This window comes from Mesorhizobium sp. B263B2A (genome assembly GCF_020165775.1).
Classification (GTDB): domain Bacteria; phylum Pseudomonadota; class Alphaproteobacteria; order Rhizobiales; family Rhizobiaceae; genus Mesorhizobium; species Mesorhizobium opportunistum.
The window spans coordinates 1-18,366 of the sequence record NZ_JAIUIU010000026.1 but is presented as its reverse complement, the minus strand read 5'-3'; the positions used below and the strand labels follow the sequence as shown (position 1 = coordinate 18,366).

The following is an 18,366-nucleotide window of genomic DNA, read 5'->3' as shown; positions in this document are numbered from 1 at the left end:
TACGGCGCAAAGCCGGTCCTTATCAGGCGCTGGCTTTCTTCGCCGCACTGGATTCCGGCAGGACTTCGATCTGCGGACCGGCCTCGATTTCGGCCGCCGAGTCGGCGGCCGTCTCGTCGGCCAGCTCCACCTCGCGCAGCCATTCGCGCCAGATCGCCACCAGCAGCGCCATCAGCACCGGTCCGATGAACAGGCCGAGGAAACCCATGGTCTTGACGCCGCCGATGAGGCCGAAAAAGGTCGGCAGGAAGGGTAGCTTTATCGGGCCGCCGACGAGCTTCGGGCGCAATGTCTTGTCGACGATGAACAGCTCGACCGCCCCCCACAGGAACAGCGCCAGGCCGGCCATCGGCGAGCCGCTGGCGGCGAGGTAGATCGAGACCAGCGTGAAGGACAGCGGTGCGCCGCCGGGTATCAGCGCCATGACGCCGGTCAGCGCGCCGAGCGTTACCGGGGATGGCACGCCGGCCAGCCAATAGGCGATGCCCAGCACCAGCCCCTCGCCGATGGCGATAACGGTCATGCCGGTCACGGTCGAAGAAATCGTCGCCGGCACGACGCGCGAGATCCGCTCCCAGCGGGTCGGCAGGATGCGTTCACCGAGCCGGTCGACCTGGCCGGCAAAGTGTTCGCCGTCGCGATAGGCGAAGAACAGCGCGATCATCATGAACAGCAGCGTCAGCAACAGTCCGAAAGCACTGCCGCCGGCGGCGAGCACGCCGCGATAGATGCTGCCGATATTGGCGCCGCTGATCAACTGGATCAGCTCGCCGATTCCGCCGGGATGGCCAAAATTGTCCGTCCATTGTTCGTTCAGCCACTCACCGATGACAGGCAGCGTAGCAATCCAGTGCGGTGTGGTGGCACCGTGCCGATTGGTCTCGATCGCCCAGCCGACCCACTCGCGCACCTCGTTGATGGCGTAGGTGCCGGCAAGCGCGATCGGTATCACCAGGAAGGCCAGGATGAACAGGATGGCAAAGGTGGCGGCAATGGTGCGGTTGCCGCCGACGCTGGCCAGCAGGCGCCGGTAGAGCGGCCAGCTTGCGAAGGCGATGACGAGCGCCGCCAGCACCGGAAACAGGAAGCCGTGGAAGAAATAGACGCCGGCGGCGACGATCAGCACCAGCAGCCAGCGCGCCGCCGACAGCGGCGGAATGACCGCGGACCGCAGTGGCGTCGACAGGCCGAACAGGCGCTGCTGCCGTTCCGGTTTCTGGATTTTTGCTTCCTTCAAAGCGCCCGTCTCTCCCCAACCACCGTCCCGTTTATGCACTGATATAGTGCAGCAATCGTGACGATACTCCAAATGAGTTGGGGAGTGAGCGATCTCCCCCCTCGAGGGGGAGATGGCCGGCAGGCCAGAGGGGGTCGCCGCCCGTAAGGCGTTAGCCTCTTCTGTTAAAAGCAGGAGGTTGCGTCCGGTCGAACCGACCCCCTCTGTCGCCTTCGGCGACATCTCCCTCTCGAGGGGGGAGATCAGCCGCTACCCAAAATTCCCCGTCCTCGGAAATCCCTTCGGCACCATCCGTCCGGCCGACGCGCGGGCGCCGATCCATTCGGCCAGTTCCTCGCGCGACCGGGTAAACGTGCGGTCGGCCGAATCCTGCCAGGACAGGCCGGTCTCCAGCGTAAACGGCTTTAGGTCGAGCAGGCCGCCATCCTTGTATTTCTGCAGCCGCACGCCTTTGCCGCGACCCATTTCCGGGATGTCGGAAAGCGCGAACACCAGCATCTTGCGGTTCTCGCCGACGATGGCGAGATGATCGCCGGTGAGCGGGACGCAGCGCTTGGCTTCGTCCGGCGCCTTGACGTTCATCACCTGCTTGCCCTTGCGGGTGTTGGCGACGACTTCCTCCTCCGGCACGATGAAGCCGTTGGCGTCATAGGAGGCCAGCAACAGCTTGCGCTTGGGATCGTGGACGAAGGCGGTGACGATATCCTGGTCATTGTCCATGTCGACGATGATGCGGATCGGTTCGCCATGGCCGCGCCCGCCCGGCAACCGGTCAGCGCCGATCGTGTAGAACTTGCCGCCGGTGGTGAACACCAGCACCTTGTCGGTGGTCTGGGCGTGGAAGGCGAGCTTGAGGCTGTCGCCCTCCTTGAAGGTCAACGTCGAGAGATCGGCCAGATGGCCCTTCATCGCCCGCAGCCAGCCCTTTTCCGAAACCACCACGGTGACCGGCTCGCGCTCGATCATGGCATGGGCGATGTCGGTCAGGTCGTGCTCGGGTGCATCGGCGAACTGGGTGCGGCGCTTGCCGAGCTCTGTCTCCGGGCCGAACTTGTCCCGGATGCTGGTGACTTCCCACTTGATGGTCGACCATTGCTTGGCGTCGGACGCAAGCAATGCCTCGATCTGTTTCTTCTCGGTGGTGAGGCCGTCGAATTCCTTGCGGATCTCGAACTCTTCCAGCTTGCGTAGGGCGCGCAGGCGCATGTTGAGGATGGCTTCGGCCTGGGTGTCGGTGAGCGACCAGCGGGCCATCATCACCTGCTTGGGCTCATCCTCCTCGCGGATGATCTTGATCACCTCGTCGATGTTGAGATAGGCGATCAGATAGCCGGCGAGGATCTCCAGCCGTCTTTCGATCTCGCCCAGGCGATGCTTGGAGCGGCGGACGAGCACATCGCGGCGATGGTCGAGCCATTCCTGCAGGACGCCCTTGAGCGACAGCACATTGGGCACCTTGCCGCGCGAAAGCACATTCATGTTGAGCGGGAAGCGGCTTTCGAGCTCGGTCAGCTTGAACAGCGATTCCATCAGGATGCCGGGATCGACCGATCGGCTCTTGGGCACCAGCACGACGCGGATGTCTTCGGCACTTTCGTCCCTGATGTCTTCGAGCAGCGGCAGTTTGCGGGCCATCAGCAACTCGGCGATCTTCTCGATCAGCCGCGCCTTCTGCACGCCATAAGGGATTTCGGTGACGACGATGCTCCAGGTGCCCCTGCCCTGGTCTTCCTGGCTCCATTTGGAGCGGACACGAAAGCCGCCGCGGCCGGTCTCGTAGGCTTCGAGAATGGAGGCGCGGCTGTCGACGATGATGCCGCCGGTCGGGAAATCCGGACCCTGGACGAAATCCATCAGCTTCGCCACCGGCGCGTCCCGGTGCTCGATCAGGTGAAGTGCGGCGTCGCAAAGTTCGGCCGCGTTGTGCGGGGGGATCGACGTCGCCATGCCGACGGCAATGCCCGACGAGCCATTGGCCAGGAGGTTCGGGAAGGCGCCGGGCAGCACGACCGGCTCCTCGTCCTCTTCATTGTAGGTCGGCCGGTAGTCGACAGCATCCTCGGTGATGCCGGCCAACAGCTCGGTCGCGACGTCGGTCATGCGCGCTTCGGTGTAACGCATGGCGGCGGCGTTATCGCCGTCGATGTTGCCGAAATTGCCTTGCCCGTCGACCAGCGGATAGCGCATCGAAAAATCCTGCGCCAGCCGCACCAGCGCGTCATAGATCGACTGGTCGCCATGCGGGTGGAACTTGCCCATCACCTCGCCGACGATGCGGGCGCATTTGGCGAAGCCCTGGTCGGGGTTGAGCCGCAGCAGGCGCATGGCGTGCATGATGCGGCGATGGACCGGTTTCAGTCCGTCGCGCACGTCGGGCAGCGCCCGGTGCATGATGGTCGACAGCGCATAGGCGAGATAGCGCTCTTCCAGCGCCTTCTTCAGGTCGACCGGTTCGATATGATCGCCACCGCCATTGTCAGGCGGCAAAAGCCTTTTTCCCATGGGCTGGAACTAGCCGAGCGGGTGATTCGCGGCAAGTGGCGCGTGCCGGGCCAATCGACTTGCGTCCTTTGTGCAACATGAAGCCGAAAGGTCCGGCTTGCCGGCCAACATCAATCTGTTACACGCCCCATCTATTGCCAAGCGCGACGGCGCTGCGTGACCCGCTCTTCATGCCAAATTCACCGCTTTAGACAATGACGTTCGGATCGGGTTTGCCTTTCGCCGCGATTTTTGACCAATGTGCCGGGGATACGCCTTTTTCCCGTCCAGTTCGTCACGGAATGGTGATGGCGCAAAGAATTGAAAAACAATTTCAGAACACTCTCAGGGACCTTGTGATGACAATCAACCGCTCAATTCTCCGGAAATTCGCTCTTTCGACCTTCTTGCTCACGCTGCCACTGAATGCGGCCCTGGCACAGGACGCCGCGGTCGCCGACCGGCTGAAGGCGGCGCTTTCCGCGCAGGGCGTCGACATCTCCTGGACCGGCGTGACCGGCGACAACACCAGCATGGTGCTGCAGGGCGTCGCGATCAAACCGGCCGCGGAAAAGGAAGCCCTGCCGATCGGCGACGTCAAGCTCGAGGGCGTCACCGAAGCCAATGGCGGCTATGACATCGCCACCGTGTCGACGTCGGCCTTCGAACACAGCAAGGATGGCGTCACCCTCAATCTCAGCCCCTTCGTGATCCACGACATGACCGTTCCGGCCGATGGCTCCACCGGCCCGCTGGGCTCGCTGATGATGTACAAATCCGCCGAACTCGAAAACATGACCGTCAAGGTCGCCGACAAGACCGCCTTCTCGATGGACGGCCTTGCCATAGAGATCACGCCGCCGGCCGACGGCAAGGCGATGGAATTCACCGGCACCACGGAAAAGTTCAATGCGGACCTGACGCTGGTCGACGATCCCAAGTCGAAGGAAGTCATCAACGCTCTCGGCTACCAGAATATCTCGGGCAACCTCGAAATGGCCGGCACCTGGCAGCCCTCGGATGGCAAGATCGAACTGTCGAAATATGACATTTCCGTCGAGAATGCCGGAACGCTCGGCATGACCTTCGACCTCGGTGGCTACACGATGGACTTCGTCAAGTCGCTGCAGGAGATGCAGAAGAAGATGGCGGCGCAGCCCGAAGGCGCCGACAATTCCGCGCAGGGCATGGCCATGCTCGGCCTGTTGCAGCAGCTTTCGTTCAACAGCGCCTCGATCCGCTTCGACGACGATTCGCTGACCAACAAGGTGCTGGAATATGTCGGCAAGCAGCAGGGCATGTCGGCCAAGGACATCGCCAACCAGGCCAAGGCGATCGTGCCGTTCGGCATGGCGCAGCTCAACAATCCGGAACTGACGGCGCAGGTGACGGCGGCGATCGGCAAATATCTCGACGACCCGAAGAGCCTCGAAATCTCGGCCGAGCCGCCGGCATCGGTGCCGTTCGCGCTGATCATGGCGGGCGCCATGTCCAACCCGCTCGACCTGCCGAAGACGCTGGGTGTCAGCGTCAAGGCGAACGAAGACTGATCGAAGTTAGCTCCCTTCTCCCCGTCACTATACGGGGAGAAGGTGCCAGCAGGCGGATGAGGGGCAGCGCCGACACCTGCAAATTGCAATTCAATGCCGAACCGATCGCCTGTCAGAAGGCGTCAGTTGCTACGGCCGTTCGCCAATCACCGGCATCCGCGCTGCCCCTCATTGTCCTGCCGGACATTTCTCCCCGTATAGAGACGGGGAGAAATGGCAGTTGCAACGCTGCCGTCAGTCCTTCTTGGTCGGCGCGACGCGCAGCGCCAGTTCGCGAAGCTGCTGCGGGCTCGCTTCCGAAGGCGCGTTCATCAGCAGGTCGTAGGCCTGCTGGTTCATCGGGAACATGGTAATCTCGCGCAGGTTCTTCGCTCCGACCAGCAGCATGACGACGCGGTCCACGCCGGCAGCCATGCCGCCATGCGGCGGCGCGCCGTACTGGAAGGCGCGGTAGAGGCCACCAAAGCGCTCCTCGACCGTGGCACGGTCGAGCCCAACGGTCTCGAACGCCTTGACCATGGTTTCGGGCAGATGGTTGCGGATACCGCCCGAGGCGATCTCGAAACCGTTGCAGACCATGTCGTACTGGAACGCCTTGATGCCGAGCAGATCCTCGCCGTTCAACGCATCGATGCCGCCCTGCGGCATCGAGAACGGATTGTGGGCGAAGTCGATCTTCTTCTCCTCCTCGTTCCATTCGAAGAACGGGAAGTCGACGATCCAGCACAGTTCGAAGCGCTCGCGGTCGACAAGGTTCAGTTCCTCGCCGGCGCGGGTGCGTGCGGCACCGGCGAAGGAGACGAATTTCTTCGGATCACCGGCGACGAAGAAGGCGGCATCGCCATCGGCAAGGCCGAGCTGCTGGCGGATCGCCTCGGTTCGTTCCTCGCCGATGTTCTTGGCGAGCGGACCGGCGCCTTCGAGCTTTTCGCCCTCCTTGCGCCAGAAGATGTAACCCAGCCCCGGCTGGCCCTCGCCTTGCGCCCAGGAGTTCATGCGGTCGCAGAAGGCGCGGCTGCCGCCGGTCTTGGCCGGAATGCCCCAGACCTCGGCCTTCGGGTCGTTGGCCAGGATATTGGCGAACACCTTGAAGCCGGACTCGCGAAAATGGTCGGAGACGGCCTGCATCTCGATCGGGTTGCGCAGGTCGGGCTTGTCGGAGCCATATTTGCGCATGGCGACATCATAGGGGATGCGCTGGAATGTCTGCGTCACCGGCTTGCCGTTGGCGAAGGTCTCGAAGACCCCGCGCATCACCGGCTCCATGGTCGACAGCACGTCGTCCTGCTCGACGAAGCTCATCTCGAGGTCGAGCTGGTAGAATTCGCCGGGCAGACGGTCGGCGCGCGGATCCTCGTCGCGGAAGCAGGGCGCGATCTGGAAATAGCGGTCGAAGCCCGATACCATGATCAGCTGCTTGTACTGCTGCGGCGCCTGCGGCAGCGCGTAGAAGCTGCCGGGATGGATGCGCGACGGCACCAGGAAGTCACGCGCGCCTTCCGGCGAGGACGCGGTCAGGATCGGCGTCGAGAATTCGGTGAAGCCGACATCGGTCATGCGCTTGCGCATCTCGGCGATGATTTTCGTCCGCGCCACGATGTTCTTGTGCAGCGTGTCGCGGCGCAGGTCGAGGAAGCGATACTTCAGGCGGATGTCCTCGGGATAGTCCGGCTCGCCGAACACCGGCAGCGGCAGTTCCTTGGCCGCCGACAGCACCTCGATCTCGCGGGCGAAAATCTCGATCTCGCCGGTCGGCAGGTTGGCGTTCGTGGTTTCTGGCAAGCGTGCCTTGACCTCGCCGTCGACACGGATCACCCATTCGCCACGCACGGTCTCGGCGACCTTGAAGGCGGGCGAATCGGGATCGGCGACGATCTGGGTCAGGCCATAATGGTCGCGCAGGTCGATGAACAGCAGGCCGCCATGGTCGCGCACGCGATGCACCCAGCCCGACAGGCGAACGGAAGAGCCGACGTCGCTCTTTCTCAACTGGGCACAGGTGTGGCTGCGGTAACGGTGCATGGTCATTGGTAAAGTCCGGGGTGCTGGGTTGCAGGCCGAAGCATCAAGCCCGGCCTCAAAATTTGCGCGAAAAGCGCATGGGAGGCCGGATTTGTCAAGGCAAGCGAGCGCAGCCGCCTGTTTCGACATCCCTTGTCGAAGCCCGGGTCGAAGCCCGGGCGAAAACTCGAAATCAGGGCACCCCGTTGGCGGATGCGCGGGCGACGGCTTCAAGCGAAGTGGATTTCAGCGCCCTGACGTTCGAATTCCGCAAGGATACTGGCCGGCGCGGTCTTGTCGACGACCAGATGGCGGATCGCTTCGGGGCCGGCGACACGATAGGGCGATGCAGTGGCCAGCTTGTCGTTGGTAACGGCGATGACGATGCCGCCGCTGTTCCTGGCCATGGCCCGCTTCACCTCGGCTTCCGCCGAATCGAAAGCGGTCACGCCTCTTGTGGCATCGAGACCGCAGGAGCCGAGGAAAAACAGATCGGCGCCAAGCTGCGCGACGGCGGCCAGCGTGTCGCCTCCGACGCAGGTTCCGAGTTCGCGGTCGAACCTTCCGCCCAGCACGATCAATTCGACCAGAGCGTGATCGGACAGGGCCGAGGCGACGCCGAGCGAATTGGTTGCTATGGTGAGTTCGAGGTCACGCGGAATGGCCTTGGCGATCGCGGCATTGGTGGTTCCGCCATCGATGAACAGGCTCTGCCCGCTGGAGAGCAGAGCCACCGCCGTCCGCGCCAGCCGCATCTTCTCCTCGACGGCATGGCTGCCGCGCAGGTTGATGGACGCCGCGGCGAATGGTGCGGGCGCGACCGCGCCGCCATAGACGCGGCGGCATTGCCCGGCCTTTGCCAGCTCCCTCAGGTCGCGCCGGACCGTATCGTCCGATACACCGAAGCGAGTCGCCAGTTCGCCAGCCAATACCCGGCCCTCCGATGCAAGCCGGTCGCGAATGAGTTGGTGCCGTTCATCGGTCAGCATTGCACATTCCTATATTTTTGTGCACGTTCTTGCATGTTCTGCATGCTTATGCAAGAAGTCGACGCATCGGGCAGTCGAGCAGACCAGCCGCGGCTCCTCTTTCCTTGAAGGCATAGCGATGACCCTTGGCCTCAGCCTCTCCCCTCAACACCGGGTCTATGCCGGCTTCGCGATCTATTCGTTTGCCATGGGCAACATCTTTCCGCGGCTGCCCGACATCAAGCACGCCATGGGCATCGAGGACGGCACGCTCGGCCTCAGCCTGATCGGAACGCCGATCGGCACCTTGACGGCGCTGACCCTTGCGACGCCGCTGCTCGAGCGCGTCGGCTTCCGCCGCGCGCTGCTTGCCTTGATCCCGCTGGTGGCGCTTGCCTATGCCATCGCCGTACATGCGACGGGTCCGCTGGCGCTGTTCCTGATGCTCTTTCCGGTCGGCCTGATGATCGGCAGCGTCGAGATCATGCTCAATGTCGAAGCCGACAGAACGGAATTCCTGCTGAAACGCCGGATCATGAACAGGGCGCATTCGTTCTGGAGCATGGGCTTCTTCGGCGCTGGCCTGTTCGGTGCAGCACTTGGGCATCTCGGTGTGTCGCCGCAACTGCACCTGGCTATTGTCGTGCCCATGGTCGCGATATCCATGGCGCTGTTTCTCGGCGGTTACCAGCCGGCACCGGCCCGTTTCGCCAGCACCGGCGACAAGGCGCCCACCTTCGCGCGGCCAACGCTGCCGATCCTTGTCCTGGTGGCGGTGACGCTTTCTGCGATGCTGATGGAGGGCGCCAGCATCGACTGGTCGGCGATCTACATGCGCACCGTGTTCGATGCCGGCCCGTTCGTTGCCGGTTTCACCGTGGCGCTGTTTGCGTTTTCGCAGGCGACCACGCGCTTCTTCGCCGACAGCTTCGTCGATCGGCACTCGCCGAGCGGCGTGGCACGGGTGCTGCTGGCCTGCATGGCGGCCGGCGTCTTCATGGTCTTCCTGTCGCCTTCGCCGCTGTTGTCCATGCTGGGTTTTGCTCTTCTAGGCATCGGCACGAGCGCGCTCTTCCCACTGGCGATCTCTGCGGCCGCGCAGCGGACGGACCGGCCGGCGGCAATCAATGTCGCGGCGCTGTCGCAGATCTCCTTCGTCGCCTTCCTGCTCGGGCCGCCGCTGCTCGGCTTCGTCTCGGACCATTGGGGCATCCGCTCGGCCTTCGGCATCGGCATTCCGTTCATTGCGCTCAGCCTGCTAACCGCCGGCGCGCTTGGCCGACGGGCGCCCTCGGAGAAGCCAGCGGCGACGTCCAACGAGGCCTCCGGCCTGGCGCGGCGGAAAATACCGGCGCGGACCGGCGAGGCCTGAGGAGCACGCGCCCTGTTGGCGACCTGGAATTGCCGCTGGCATTGACCAGGGCAATGGTTCAAGAAGGGATCACCGATACGTGATCGTCCTTTTACATGTCTTCCATCCGCCCCTTGATCCCGCTTCTTCTCGCCGCAGGCATCCTGCTCGGCGGCAATGGGCTGCAGAGCACGCTGATCGCGCTGCGCGGTGCGCAGGAAGGGTTTTCCGCCTCCGACATCGGCCTGATGGGCACCTTCTATTTCGCCGGTTTCCTGCTCGGCTGCCTGGCCATCACCCGCATCATGAAGGCGGTCGGCCATATCAGGGCGTTTTCGGCGCTAGCGGCGATCGCCTCGGTCGGCACCTTGCTGCTAGTGCTGGTCCTCGATCCGGTGATGTGGTGCGCGGTGCGCTTTGCCGGCGGCTTCTGCTTCGCCGGGCTGTTCACGATCGTGGAAAGCTGGCTCAATTCCGGCGTCAGCAACCACGACCGCGCCCGCGTACTGGCGATCTACCGGATGGTCGATACCGGTTCGGTGACCGGCGCCCAGTTCCTGATCCCGGTCTTCGGCGCCGGCGGCTTCACCATCTTCGCCATCATGTCGATCATGATCACGCTGTCGCTGGTGCCGGTTTCCCTCGGCGACCGATCCAACCCGACGCCACCGGAGGGGGTCAAGCTCGACCTGGCGCGCGTCTGGCGGATTTCACCGCTGGGCTGCTTCGGCTGCATCGCCGTGGGCGTCACCAACAGCGCGTTTCGCACGCTCTCACCTGTTTATGCCGAGCAGATCGGCATGTCGGTCGCCGATGTCGTCACCTTCGTCAGCGTCGGCATCTTCGGCGGCGCCATCATCCAGTATCCGCTGGGGTATCTCTCCGACCGCTGGGACCGGCGCCGGGTGCTGTTGATGACCACCTGCTGCGCGATGCTTTCGGCCTTGGCGCTGGTGTTCATTGCCGGCAGCAACCCTGCGCTCAACTTCGTCATCATCTTCATCTTCGGCTGTTTCGCCATGCCGCTCTATTCGCTGTCGGCGGCGCATTCCAACGACCGCGCCGACACTGGCGAGTTCGTGCTGATCAACGCGGCCCTGATGCTGTTCTACTCCTTCGGCGCCATCGGCGGCCCTTTCGCCGCCTCGACCGCAATGCAATATTTCGGGCCAAGCGCGCTGTTCGTGTTCAGCGCCATGGTCTACGCGATCTTCATCGCCGTCATCCTCTACCGCATGCAGGCACGGTCCGGCGTGCCAGCGGGCAAGCGCAGCCGTTTCACCGCATTGTTGCGCACTTCCACCGTTTTCGCACGGCTGGCCAGAAGAAACGGCGATCCGGACGGCCCGGAAAAGCCGTGACGAGGGTGCCACGGCTTGACGAAAGCCTTCCCGGCTGAAATCTAGGAAGACCCTACTCCTGCCAAAAGCGATTTGATGCACGTCATCACCACCCAGAAAGAACTCGAGACCGCTCTCGCCGCTTTCGAAAAGTCGGATTTCGTCACCGTCGACACCGAATTCATTCGCGAGACGACCTTCTGGCCAATCCTGTGCCTGATCCAGATGGCCGCGCCGGGCGTGACGGCGCTGATCGATCCCTTGTCATCGGACATCGACCTGAGGCCGTTCTTCAAGCTGATGGCCAACGAGGCGGTGGTCAAGGTCTTCCACGCCGCCAGGCAGGACATCGAAATCATCGTCCATCTCGGCGACCTGGTTCCGCATCCCGTCTTCGATACACAGGTCGCGGCGATGGTCTGCGGCTTCGGCGACAGCGTTTCCTATGATCAGCTGGTGCAGCGCATCACCGGCGCGCGGCTCGACAAGTCGTCGCGTTTCACCGACTGGCGCCACCGGCCGCTTTCCGACAAGCAGCTCGATTATGCGCTGGCCGACGTCACCCATCTGATCGAGGTCTATCAGCACCTCAACGCCGAACTGGCGCGGGAAAACCGCGCCCACTGGCTGAACGAGGAAATGGACGTGCTGACCTCGCGCGAGACCTACGATCCGCATCCCGAGGACGCCTGGAAGCGGCTGAAGATGCGGCTGCGCAAGCCGCAGGAACTGGCGATCGTGCAGGCCGTGGCGGCATGGCGCGAGCGCGAGGCGCGCGAGCGCGACGTGCCGCGCGGCCGGGTGCTCAAGGACGACGCGATCTACGAGGTGGCGCAGCAGGCGCCGCGCGATGCTGCGGCCCTTGCCAAGCTGCGCACGACGCCGAAGGGCTGGGAGCGGTCCTCGACGGCGACGGCGCTGCTCGGCGCCGTCAACACGGCGCTGGCCTTGCCCAAGGAGCAGATGCCGAAGCTGCCGAAGAGTTTCCAGCCGCCCGAGGGCTCGAGCGCTGCCGCGGAACTGTTGAAAGTGCTGCTCAGGATCATCGCCGAACAGCAGGGCGTGGCCTCGAAAGTGCTGGCCTCCAGCGACGATATCGACCGCATCGCGGCCGAAGGTGAGGAGGCCGACGTGCCGGCCCTGCAAGGTTGGCGGCGCGCCGTGTTCGGCGAGGCGGCGCTGAAGCTGGTGCGCGGTGAGATCGGCATCAAGTTCGACAAGCGCAAGATCGCGGTCTTCGATTTGTAGGAATAGCGTACCCCCGCCCCGCTTTGCGGAGCGACCTCCATCACAAGGGGGAGGGTCAGACTGTTCAAACCACCCCAAGCAGGTGCAGTGCGAACCAGATCCAGCCCAGCAGGACAACCACGGCACCTATGACGAAAGAGCGGTTGCGCAGCAGCAGATTGTTGCTGGTCAGGTGAACCAAGGCGTGGACATAGCGCGAGGCGACGAAGATCCACATCAGCGCGAGCGTCAGATATTTGACGCCGTTGGTGGCATGCAGCGTCAGGCACAGCACGTAGAACAGCACCGGCAGTTCGAACTGGTTGCTGAGATTGGCGGCGACCGTGGCGCTGGACGCCGGCTCGGTCGAGCGTATCTTGTATTGACCGACCTTGGCCTCACCCGACTTAACCGCGCCATATCTGCGGCGGCCGAGGACACAGTAGACGATGTAGATCAGCAGCACGTGGGCCAGGACAGGCCAGAAGATCGTCGTCTGGTTCATGACACGCCCCCTGCCCGGTAAATGCGCGCTTCCGGTCCGGCATCAAGCCTGATGTTTCTGGCTCGCCAGCCAGAAAGCGGCAATGACGATCACCGGGATGGCGAGAAACGCGAATTTGGTGACGATCAGAGCCGAGGCGAAAGACAGCGAATCCGGGTTGGCCGACAGGAAATCGGACAGGAGACGCGCCACGGCGATGTTCTGGGCATAGTCGGCAAGCGTATAGGGCAGCACCAGGACCAGCGCGAAGATCGACTGCACCTGCGGCGGCAGCACGCGGAAATTCTTCAGGCGCCGGCCGATAGCCAGGATCAGGCTGACCAGCGTCAGCGACAGCAGCGCCGGAAACAGCAGATCGAAGGTCAGATAGTGCCAGACGAGAATGATCTCGCCACCGCGCCGGCCGAGCGCCGTCAGCCAGGCCATGCCTTCGTCGGGCGTGAAGCCGAAAAAGCGCATGTCGAGCGAAGGCAAACCGCCGCTCAGCTGACGGAAATAGAAGAATTCCAACCCGGTCATGGCGATAAAAACCGCGCCCGACAGGAAACAGAGTGCCGCGGCATGACGCGACAGCCGCAGGACCGTCACCGTCAAGCTGCGCCAGGTTCCGGAAGAGTCAGACTCCTCCGGGATAGTTCGGGCTTTCGCGGGTAATCGTGACGTCATGGGCGTGGCTTTCACGAAGTCCGGCGTTGGATATGCGCACAAAGGTGGCGCGGTCGCGGAAATCGGCAAGGTCGCGGCCGCCTACATAACCCATAGCGGCTTTCAGCCCGCCTGCAAGCTGGTGCAGCACGCCAGACACAGGTCCTTTGTAGGGAACCTGCCCTTCGATGCCTTCCGGCACCAGTTTCAGCGTGTCGCGCACCTCGGCCTGGAAGTAGCGATCGGCCGATCCGCGCGCCATGGCGCCGACCGAACCCATGCCGCGATAGGCCTTGAAGGAACGGCCCTGGTGCAGATAGACCTCGCCCGGGCTCTCGTCCGTCCCGGCCAGCAGCGAACCGATCATGGCGGCACTGGCGCCGGCGGCGAGCGCCTTGGCAAGATCGCCCGAATATTTGATGCCGCCATCGGCGATCACCGAAACGCCCGATTTATGCGCCGTCTCGACCGCCGACATGATGGCCGAGAGCTGCGGCACGCCGACGCCGGCCACGATACGGGTGGTGCAGATCGAGCCCGGGCCGATGCCGACCTTGACAGCGTCGGCGCCGGCATCGATCAGCGCCTGCGTGCCTTCCGCGGTGGCGACGTTGCCGGCCAGGATGCGCACCGAGTTGGAGAGCTTCTTCGCCCGCGTGACGGCGTCCAGCACGCGCTGCGAGTGGCCATGCGCGGTGTCGATCACCAGGAGGTCGACGCCGGCCTCGATGAGGCGTTCGGCGCGCTCGAAGCCATCGTCGCCGACGCTGGTGGCGGCGGCGGCGCGCAGGCGCCCCTGCGCATCCTTGGTGGCATGCGGGTTGAGCTGCGACTTCTCGATGTCCTTGACGGTGATCAACCCGACGCAATTGCCCGACTTGTCGACGACGACGAGCTTTTCGATCCGGTGCTGGTGCAGAAGCCGCTTGGCCTCGTCCTGATCGACATTCTCCTTGACCGTGATCAGGTTCTCACGGGTCATCAACTCGTAGACCTTCTGCGCCGGATCGGAGGCAAAGCGCACGTCGCGGTTGGTCAGTATGCCGACCAGCCGCCCCGTCTTGTGACCGCCGGTGCCGCCATTCTCGACCACCGGAATGCCCGAGATCGAATAGGTGCGCATCAGCGACAGCGCATCGGCAAGGGTAGCATCGGGCCCGATGGTGACCGGGTTGACCACCATGCCGGATTCGAATTTCTTCACCTGCCGCACCTGCTCGGCCTGCTCGGCCGGCGAGAAATTGCGATGGATGACGCCGATGCCGCCGGCCTGGGCCATGGCGATGGCGAGACGCGCCTCGGTGACGGTGTCCATCGCGGCCGACAGGATCGGGACATTGAGGTCGATATCGCCGGCAATGCGGGTGCGGACATCGGTTTCGCCAGGCATGACCTCGGAATGACCCGGCTGCAGAAGCACGTCGTCAAAGGTCAGCGCCAGTGCGCCGGTGGACGTTTCGATGATTTTTGCCATGGCCAGTCCTTAGAATGCATGAAAGGCGCTGGACCGGAATGGACAGCGCCGACTCGTTATTCCCTTTCAGGATTGGCGCTGGCTGGTAACACGTCGTGGCGCCGATGAAAAGCCGATCGTTGCGCCCGGCGCGTCTATTCGGCGGACTCTCCCACGAGAGCATTCAGCAAGGCATGGCGCGGCGATGCGAAAGGATTGACGACAGTTACCCCTCCCCATGTGAAGCCGTCCTGCAGATCTTCCGAAAGCAGCAGCCGGCAACCGGCTTGCGAGGCGGCGGAGAGAATGACCGCATCCCAAATGCTGAAGCGATGGTCCGTCGCCAGATCAGCCGCCATCATCATCACGTCCTGCGTTGTCGCGGCAACCGCAAACGCATCGCGCCAGCTCAGAAGGGCATCCCGGGCCTCGACAGGCGGTCTTGCGGCCTTGCGGACGAGAACATTGTACAATTCACCAAGGACCTGAACGGGAATAATGGCGGCCTCTTGCGGGACCTTGCGCATCAACTCGAGAACGGTGTCGCGCTTCTCTACACCGTTGACCCCTTCCGCATAGGCAAGGACATTGGTGTCGAGCGCGACCTTCACCGCTCGTCCTCGTAAAGCTCATCGCGGGTCCAGCGCCCAACATCAGTCGCAGGCTGGCGTTCGAGGCGCGACAGCAGCGCTGCGCGCGAGCGGGAGACCACCCCCTCTTGTTGATCCGCGGGCACGATCCGCGCCACGGGGCGTCCGTGACTGGTCACGACGTAGCTTTGTCCTTCGCGAACACCGCGCAGGATGAGCGAGAACTTGCGGTTGGCATCGGCTGCCGAAACGGCTTCTTCCATGATACGGCCTATATAGTAGTTATTATCACTACAATAATGAGGCGCACCGTTTTCCGCAAGCTTCTCATCGCCGCCCACCGCCCTGGAATGCGGCCGCCAGTCTCTCGGGCAGGCCAGGAGAGCCGTCGCCGTCTCGGCCCGTTCCCACAAAAGTGACAGCAAATTAACACGACATCGGTGTCCAGCCGTGATAACCGCCCCCTTGTATCGGCTTGCCCCCCTTTCTAGACAAGAAGTGGGCCGGAAAGAAATCTGAAACGGCCACGCTCGTGAACCGCACCATCCCGCTCATACTGGCGGTCGCTCTTTTCATGGAAAACATGGATTCGACCGTGATCGCGACATCGCTGCCGGCGATCGCCATCGACATCCACACCAGCCCGATCGCACTCAAGCTGGCGCTGACGGCCTATCTGGTGTCGCTGGCGATCTTCATTCCGATCAGCGGCTGGATGGCCGACCGCTTCGGCGCCAAGAACGTCTTTCGCGCCGCGATAGCGGTGTTCATCGCCGGCTCGATCGCCTGCGCTCTCTCCGGTTCGCTGCCGGCCTTCGTGGTCTCGCGGTTCTTGCAAGGCATTGGCGGCGCCATGATGACGCCGGTCGGGCGCCTGGTGCTGGTACGCGCCACACCCAAGAGCGATCTCGTCGCCGCCATGTCGTGGCTGACCGTTCCCGCATTGGTCGGTCCGCTGGTCGGACCGCCGGTCGGCGGCTTCATCACCACCTACTTCACCTGGCACTGGATCTTCCTGATCAACGTGCCGATCGGCCTGATCGGCATCTGGCTCGCCACCCGCTTCCTGCCGGAAACCGAATCGATGGAGACGCCGCCGCTCGATTTCATCGGTTTCGTGCTGAGCGGGCTGGCGGCATCCGGCGTCGTGTTCGGCCTCTCGGTGGTCAGCCTGCCCTATCTGCCGCCGGCGACAGGTTTCATCACCGTCACTGTCGGCCTGTTGTCGGGCGCGCTCTACCTGATGCATGCGCGCCGCGCGAAAAACCCCTTGCTGGCGCTCGACCTGTTCCGCAACCAGGTGTTCCGCTCGTCGGTGCTTGGCGGTTCGCTGTTTCGCATCGGCATCGGTGCGGTGCCGTTCCTGCTGCCGCTGATGTTCCAGATCGGCTTCGGGCTGACGCCGTTCCAGTCCGGCATGATCACCTTCGTCTCGGCGATCGGCGCCATCGGCATGAAATTCGTCACCGCGCTGATCTTTCGCGTTGCCGGCTTCCGCCGCGTGCTGATCGTCGGCTCGCTGGTGGCGGCGGGGTCGATCGCCATCAACGGCCTGTTCACCCCCGACACACCCTATCTGCTGATGCTGGCCATGCTGTTGGTCGGCGGCTTCATCCGCTCGATGTTCTTCACCGGCGTCAACGCCCTCGCCTATGCGGAGGTTTCGGCCGAGGATACCAGCAAGGCGACGCCGATCGCCGCCGTCTTCCAGCAATTGTCGATCGCGCTCGGCGTGGCGGTTGCGGGCGGCATCCTGGAAGTGTCGACGAGCATCCATGGCGGACCGCTGATGCTGGCCGATTTCCACCTCGCCTTTTTCGTCGTCGCCGCGATTTCGGCCGCCGCGTCGCTGTCGTTCATGCGCCTGACGCCCGATGCCGGCAACGCCGTCTCCGGCCATGGCCGGCTGACCACGCCCAAGACGCTGGAACCGGTGAGATCGCCGGGAGAGTAGCTCCCTCTGCCTTCTCCCCTTGCGGGAGAAGGTGGATCGGCGCGATAGCGCCGAGACGGATGAGGGTGTTCCAGCGGAGTGAAGCGTTGGTGAGAGGCGCAGTCGTGGCTTTGCAAGCATATCGCCAAGCTGGACCACCCCTCATCCGACCTCGCTTCGCGAGGCCACCTTCTCCCGCAAGGGGAGAAGGGAAGACGCTACTCGGCGTCCCCCGGCCCTTCGCTATGGCTCCGGGCGCTCGAGTCCTTCGGAACGTCCACTGGACGTTCCGATCCGCCTGATGGCGGACCGGCCTCTCGCCCCTTGAAATCCTTCGCCAAGAGATAAAGCTCTACCGACTCATCGCGCGAGGCGGGTGGCTTGACGTGGTGCACCGACCGGAAGTTCTTCTTGAGCATCGAGAGCAGTTCGTTCTCCGCGCCGCCCTGAAACGTCTTGGCGAGGAAATGTCCGCCCGGCTTCAGCACCGATAGCGCGAAATCGGCGGCCACCTCGCACAGATGCATGGTGCGGATATGGTCGGTCCGCTTGTGGCCGGTGGTGGGTGCGGCCATGTCGGACAGCACGACATCGGGGTCACCACCCAGCGCCTCGGCCAGCTTCTGCGGGGCTGCCGGATCGAGAAAATCCATCAGCAGCACCGGCGCGCCGGGCACGGCATCCATTTCCAGATAGTCGATGCCGATGACATGCGGGTTTTCTGCCGTCGATTTCGTCCGCGCGGCCGCCACCTGGCACCAGCCGCCGGGCGCGGCGCCAAGGTCGATCACCTTCATGCCGGGCTTGAGCAAGTGATGCTTGTCGTCGATCTCGATCAGCTTGTAGGCCGCGCGCGAGCGGTAGCCGTCGGCCTTCGACCGCTGGACATAGGGATCGTTGATGTGGCGCTGCAGCCAGCGGCGCGACGATTCCTTCAGGCCGCTCTTCTTCTTGATTCGCGTCTTCAGCACGCGAATGCTGGCGGAACCTGGTTTTTCCGGTTTCTTGGTCATTGGTTGATTTCTTGCTTGAGCATGTGCGTTTCGCGGAGGGCTTCCCCCACTCCGTCGCCGCGGACCCCCCCC

Annotated in this window: 15 protein-coding genes; 5 read left to right on the top strand and 10 right to left on the bottom strand. The window is 63.6% G+C overall.

Translation table 11 applies throughout. The features are described 5' to 3' along the window. Positions 1–22 precede the first annotated feature (22 nt). Both LB568_RS28200 and parC read right to left on the bottom strand, forming a co-directional pair. Positions 23–1,237, bottom strand: coding sequence for an AI-2E family transporter (locus LB568_RS28200; protein ID WP_083833293.1), 1,215 nt, complete (start codon positions 1,235–1,237; stop codon positions 23–25). A 249-nt stretch (positions 1,238–1,486) separates the two neighbouring features. Continuing rightward, on the bottom strand, positions 1,487–3,739 hold the full coding sequence (gene parC, locus LB568_RS28195; RefSeq protein ID WP_224731842.1) for a DNA topoisomerase IV subunit A: 2,253 nt from the start codon (positions 3,737–3,739) through the stop codon (positions 1,487–1,489). A 338-nt stretch (positions 3,740–4,077) separates the two neighbouring features. On the opposite strand from parC, the gene LB568_RS28190 reads away from it, so the two are divergent. Next, entirely contained in the window at positions 4,078–5,268 is a 1,191-nt protein-coding gene (locus LB568_RS28190) for a hypothetical protein (RefSeq protein ID WP_224731841.1), read from the top strand. Between the two features lie 234 nt (positions 5,269–5,502). On the opposite strand, the gene aspS is transcribed toward LB568_RS28190, so the two are convergent. Continuing rightward, entirely contained in the window at positions 5,503–7,296 is a 1,794-nt protein-coding gene (gene aspS, locus LB568_RS28185; RefSeq protein WP_224731840.1) for an aspartate--tRNA ligase, read from the bottom strand. 203 nt (positions 7,297–7,499) lie between these two features. Beyond that, on the bottom strand, positions 7,500–8,258 hold the full coding sequence (locus LB568_RS28180) for a DeoR/GlpR family DNA-binding transcription regulator (RefSeq protein ID WP_013896031.1): 759 nt from the start codon (positions 8,256–8,258) through the stop codon (positions 7,500–7,502). A 118-nt stretch (positions 8,259–8,376) separates the two neighbouring features. Between LB568_RS28180 and LB568_RS28175 the strand changes: the two genes are divergently transcribed. The 3 genes from LB568_RS28175 to rnd all read left to right on the top strand — a co-directional run bounded on the left by LB568_RS28175 (position 8,377) and on the right by rnd (position 12,176). Continuing rightward, the gene (locus LB568_RS28175; RefSeq protein ID WP_224731839.1) at positions 8,377–9,609 is read left to right on the top strand and encodes an MFS transporter; all 1,233 of its coding nucleotides are present in this window, start codon (positions 8,377–8,379) and stop codon (positions 9,607–9,609) included. A 95-nt stretch (positions 9,610–9,704) separates the two neighbouring features. Further along, entirely contained in the window at positions 9,705–10,949 is a 1,245-nt protein-coding gene (locus tag LB568_RS28170; protein WP_013896033.1) for an MFS transporter, read from the top strand. Positions 10,950–11,024: 75 nt separating this feature from the next. Then, entirely contained in the window at positions 11,025–12,176 is a 1,152-nt protein-coding gene (rnd, locus tag LB568_RS28165) for a ribonuclease D (protein WP_224731838.1), read from the top strand. 64 nt (positions 12,177–12,240) lie between these two features. Here the strand turns inward: rnd and LB568_RS28160 are convergent, their stop codons facing one another. From LB568_RS28160 to LB568_RS28140, 5 genes are all read right to left on the bottom strand, one after another. Then, positions 12,241–12,660 (bottom strand): MAPEG family protein, encoded by a 420-nt coding sequence (locus LB568_RS28160; RefSeq protein WP_224731837.1) that lies wholly within the window; start codon positions 12,658–12,660, stop codon positions 12,241–12,243. Positions 12,661–12,702: 42 nt separating this feature from the next. Next, positions 12,703–13,254, bottom strand: coding sequence for a hypothetical protein (locus tag LB568_RS28155; protein ID WP_224731836.1), 552 nt, complete (start codon positions 13,252–13,254; stop codon positions 12,703–12,705). A 22-nt stretch (positions 13,255–13,276) separates the two neighbouring features. Further along, a complete protein-coding gene (guaB, locus tag LB568_RS28150; protein ID WP_013896037.1) occupies positions 13,277–14,779 on the bottom strand; it encodes an IMP dehydrogenase in 1,503 nt (500 codons plus the stop codon). Positions 14,780–14,913: 134 nt separating this feature from the next. Next, complete coding sequence (locus tag LB568_RS28145) at positions 14,914–15,369, bottom strand: PIN domain-containing protein (RefSeq protein ID WP_224731835.1); 456 nt, start codon at positions 15,367–15,369, stop codon at positions 14,914–14,916. Further along, on the bottom strand, positions 15,366–15,611 hold the full coding sequence (locus tag LB568_RS28140; protein ID WP_013896039.1) for a type II toxin-antitoxin system prevent-host-death family antitoxin: 246 nt from the start codon (positions 15,609–15,611) through the stop codon (positions 15,366–15,368). Before LB568_RS28140 ends, LB568_RS28145 begins: the two co-directional genes overlap by 4 nt. Positions 15,612–15,880: 269 nt before the next feature. Between LB568_RS28140 and LB568_RS28135 the strand changes: the two genes are divergently transcribed. After that, the gene (locus LB568_RS28135) at positions 15,881–17,302 is read left to right on the top strand and encodes an MFS transporter (RefSeq protein WP_224731834.1); all 1,422 of its coding nucleotides are present in this window, start codon (positions 15,881–15,883) and stop codon (positions 17,300–17,302) included. A 197-nt stretch (positions 17,303–17,499) separates the two neighbouring features. On the opposite strand, the gene LB568_RS28130 is transcribed toward LB568_RS28135, so the two are convergent. After that, positions 17,500–18,294: an RlmE family RNA methyltransferase gene (locus LB568_RS28130; protein WP_224731833.1), complete on the bottom strand. Its 795-nt coding sequence runs from the start codon at positions 18,292–18,294 to the stop codon at positions 17,500–17,502. Between the last annotated feature and the right edge of the window lie 72 nt (positions 18,295–18,366).

What these genes read in the sequence shown, in the direction of transcription:
- LB568_RS28175 (WP_224731839.1), top strand. Translation starts at nt 8,377, where the DNA reads ATGACCCTTGGCCTCAGCCTCTCCCCTCAACACCGGGTCTATGCCGGC.
- LB568_RS28190 (WP_224731841.1), top strand. Translation starts at nt 4,078, where the DNA reads ATGACAATCAACCGCTCAATTCTCCGGAAATTCGCTCTTTCGACCTTC.
- LB568_RS28180 (WP_013896031.1), bottom strand. Translation starts at nt 8,258, where the DNA reads ATGCTGACCGATGAACGGCACCAACTCATTCGCGACCGGCTTGCATCG.
- rnd (WP_224731838.1), top strand. Translation starts at nt 11,025, where the DNA reads ATGCACGTCATCACCACCCAGAAAGAACTCGAGACCGCTCTCGCCGCT.
- LB568_RS28130 (WP_224731833.1), bottom strand. Translation starts at nt 18,294, where the DNA reads ATGACCAAGAAACCGGAAAAACCAGGTTCCGCCAGCATTCGCGTGCTG.
- parC (WP_224731842.1), bottom strand. Translation starts at nt 3,739, where the DNA reads ATGGGAAAAAGGCTTTTGCCGCCTGACAATGGCGGTGGCGATCATATC.
- aspS (WP_224731840.1), bottom strand. Translation starts at nt 7,296, where the DNA reads ATGACCATGCACCGTTACCGCAGCCACACCTGTGCCCAGTTGAGAAAG.
- LB568_RS28160 (WP_224731837.1), bottom strand. Translation starts at nt 12,660, where the DNA reads ATGAACCAGACGACGATCTTCTGGCCTGTCCTGGCCCACGTGCTGCTG.
- LB568_RS28170 (WP_013896033.1), top strand. Translation starts at nt 9,705, where the DNA reads ATGTCTTCCATCCGCCCCTTGATCCCGCTTCTTCTCGCCGCAGGCATC.
- LB568_RS28140 (WP_013896039.1), bottom strand. Translation starts at nt 15,611, where the DNA reads ATGGAAGAAGCCGTTTCGGCAGCCGATGCCAACCGCAAGTTCTCGCTC.
- guaB (WP_013896037.1), bottom strand. Translation starts at nt 14,779, where the DNA reads ATGGCAAAAATCATCGAAACGTCCACCGGCGCACTGGCGCTGACCTTT.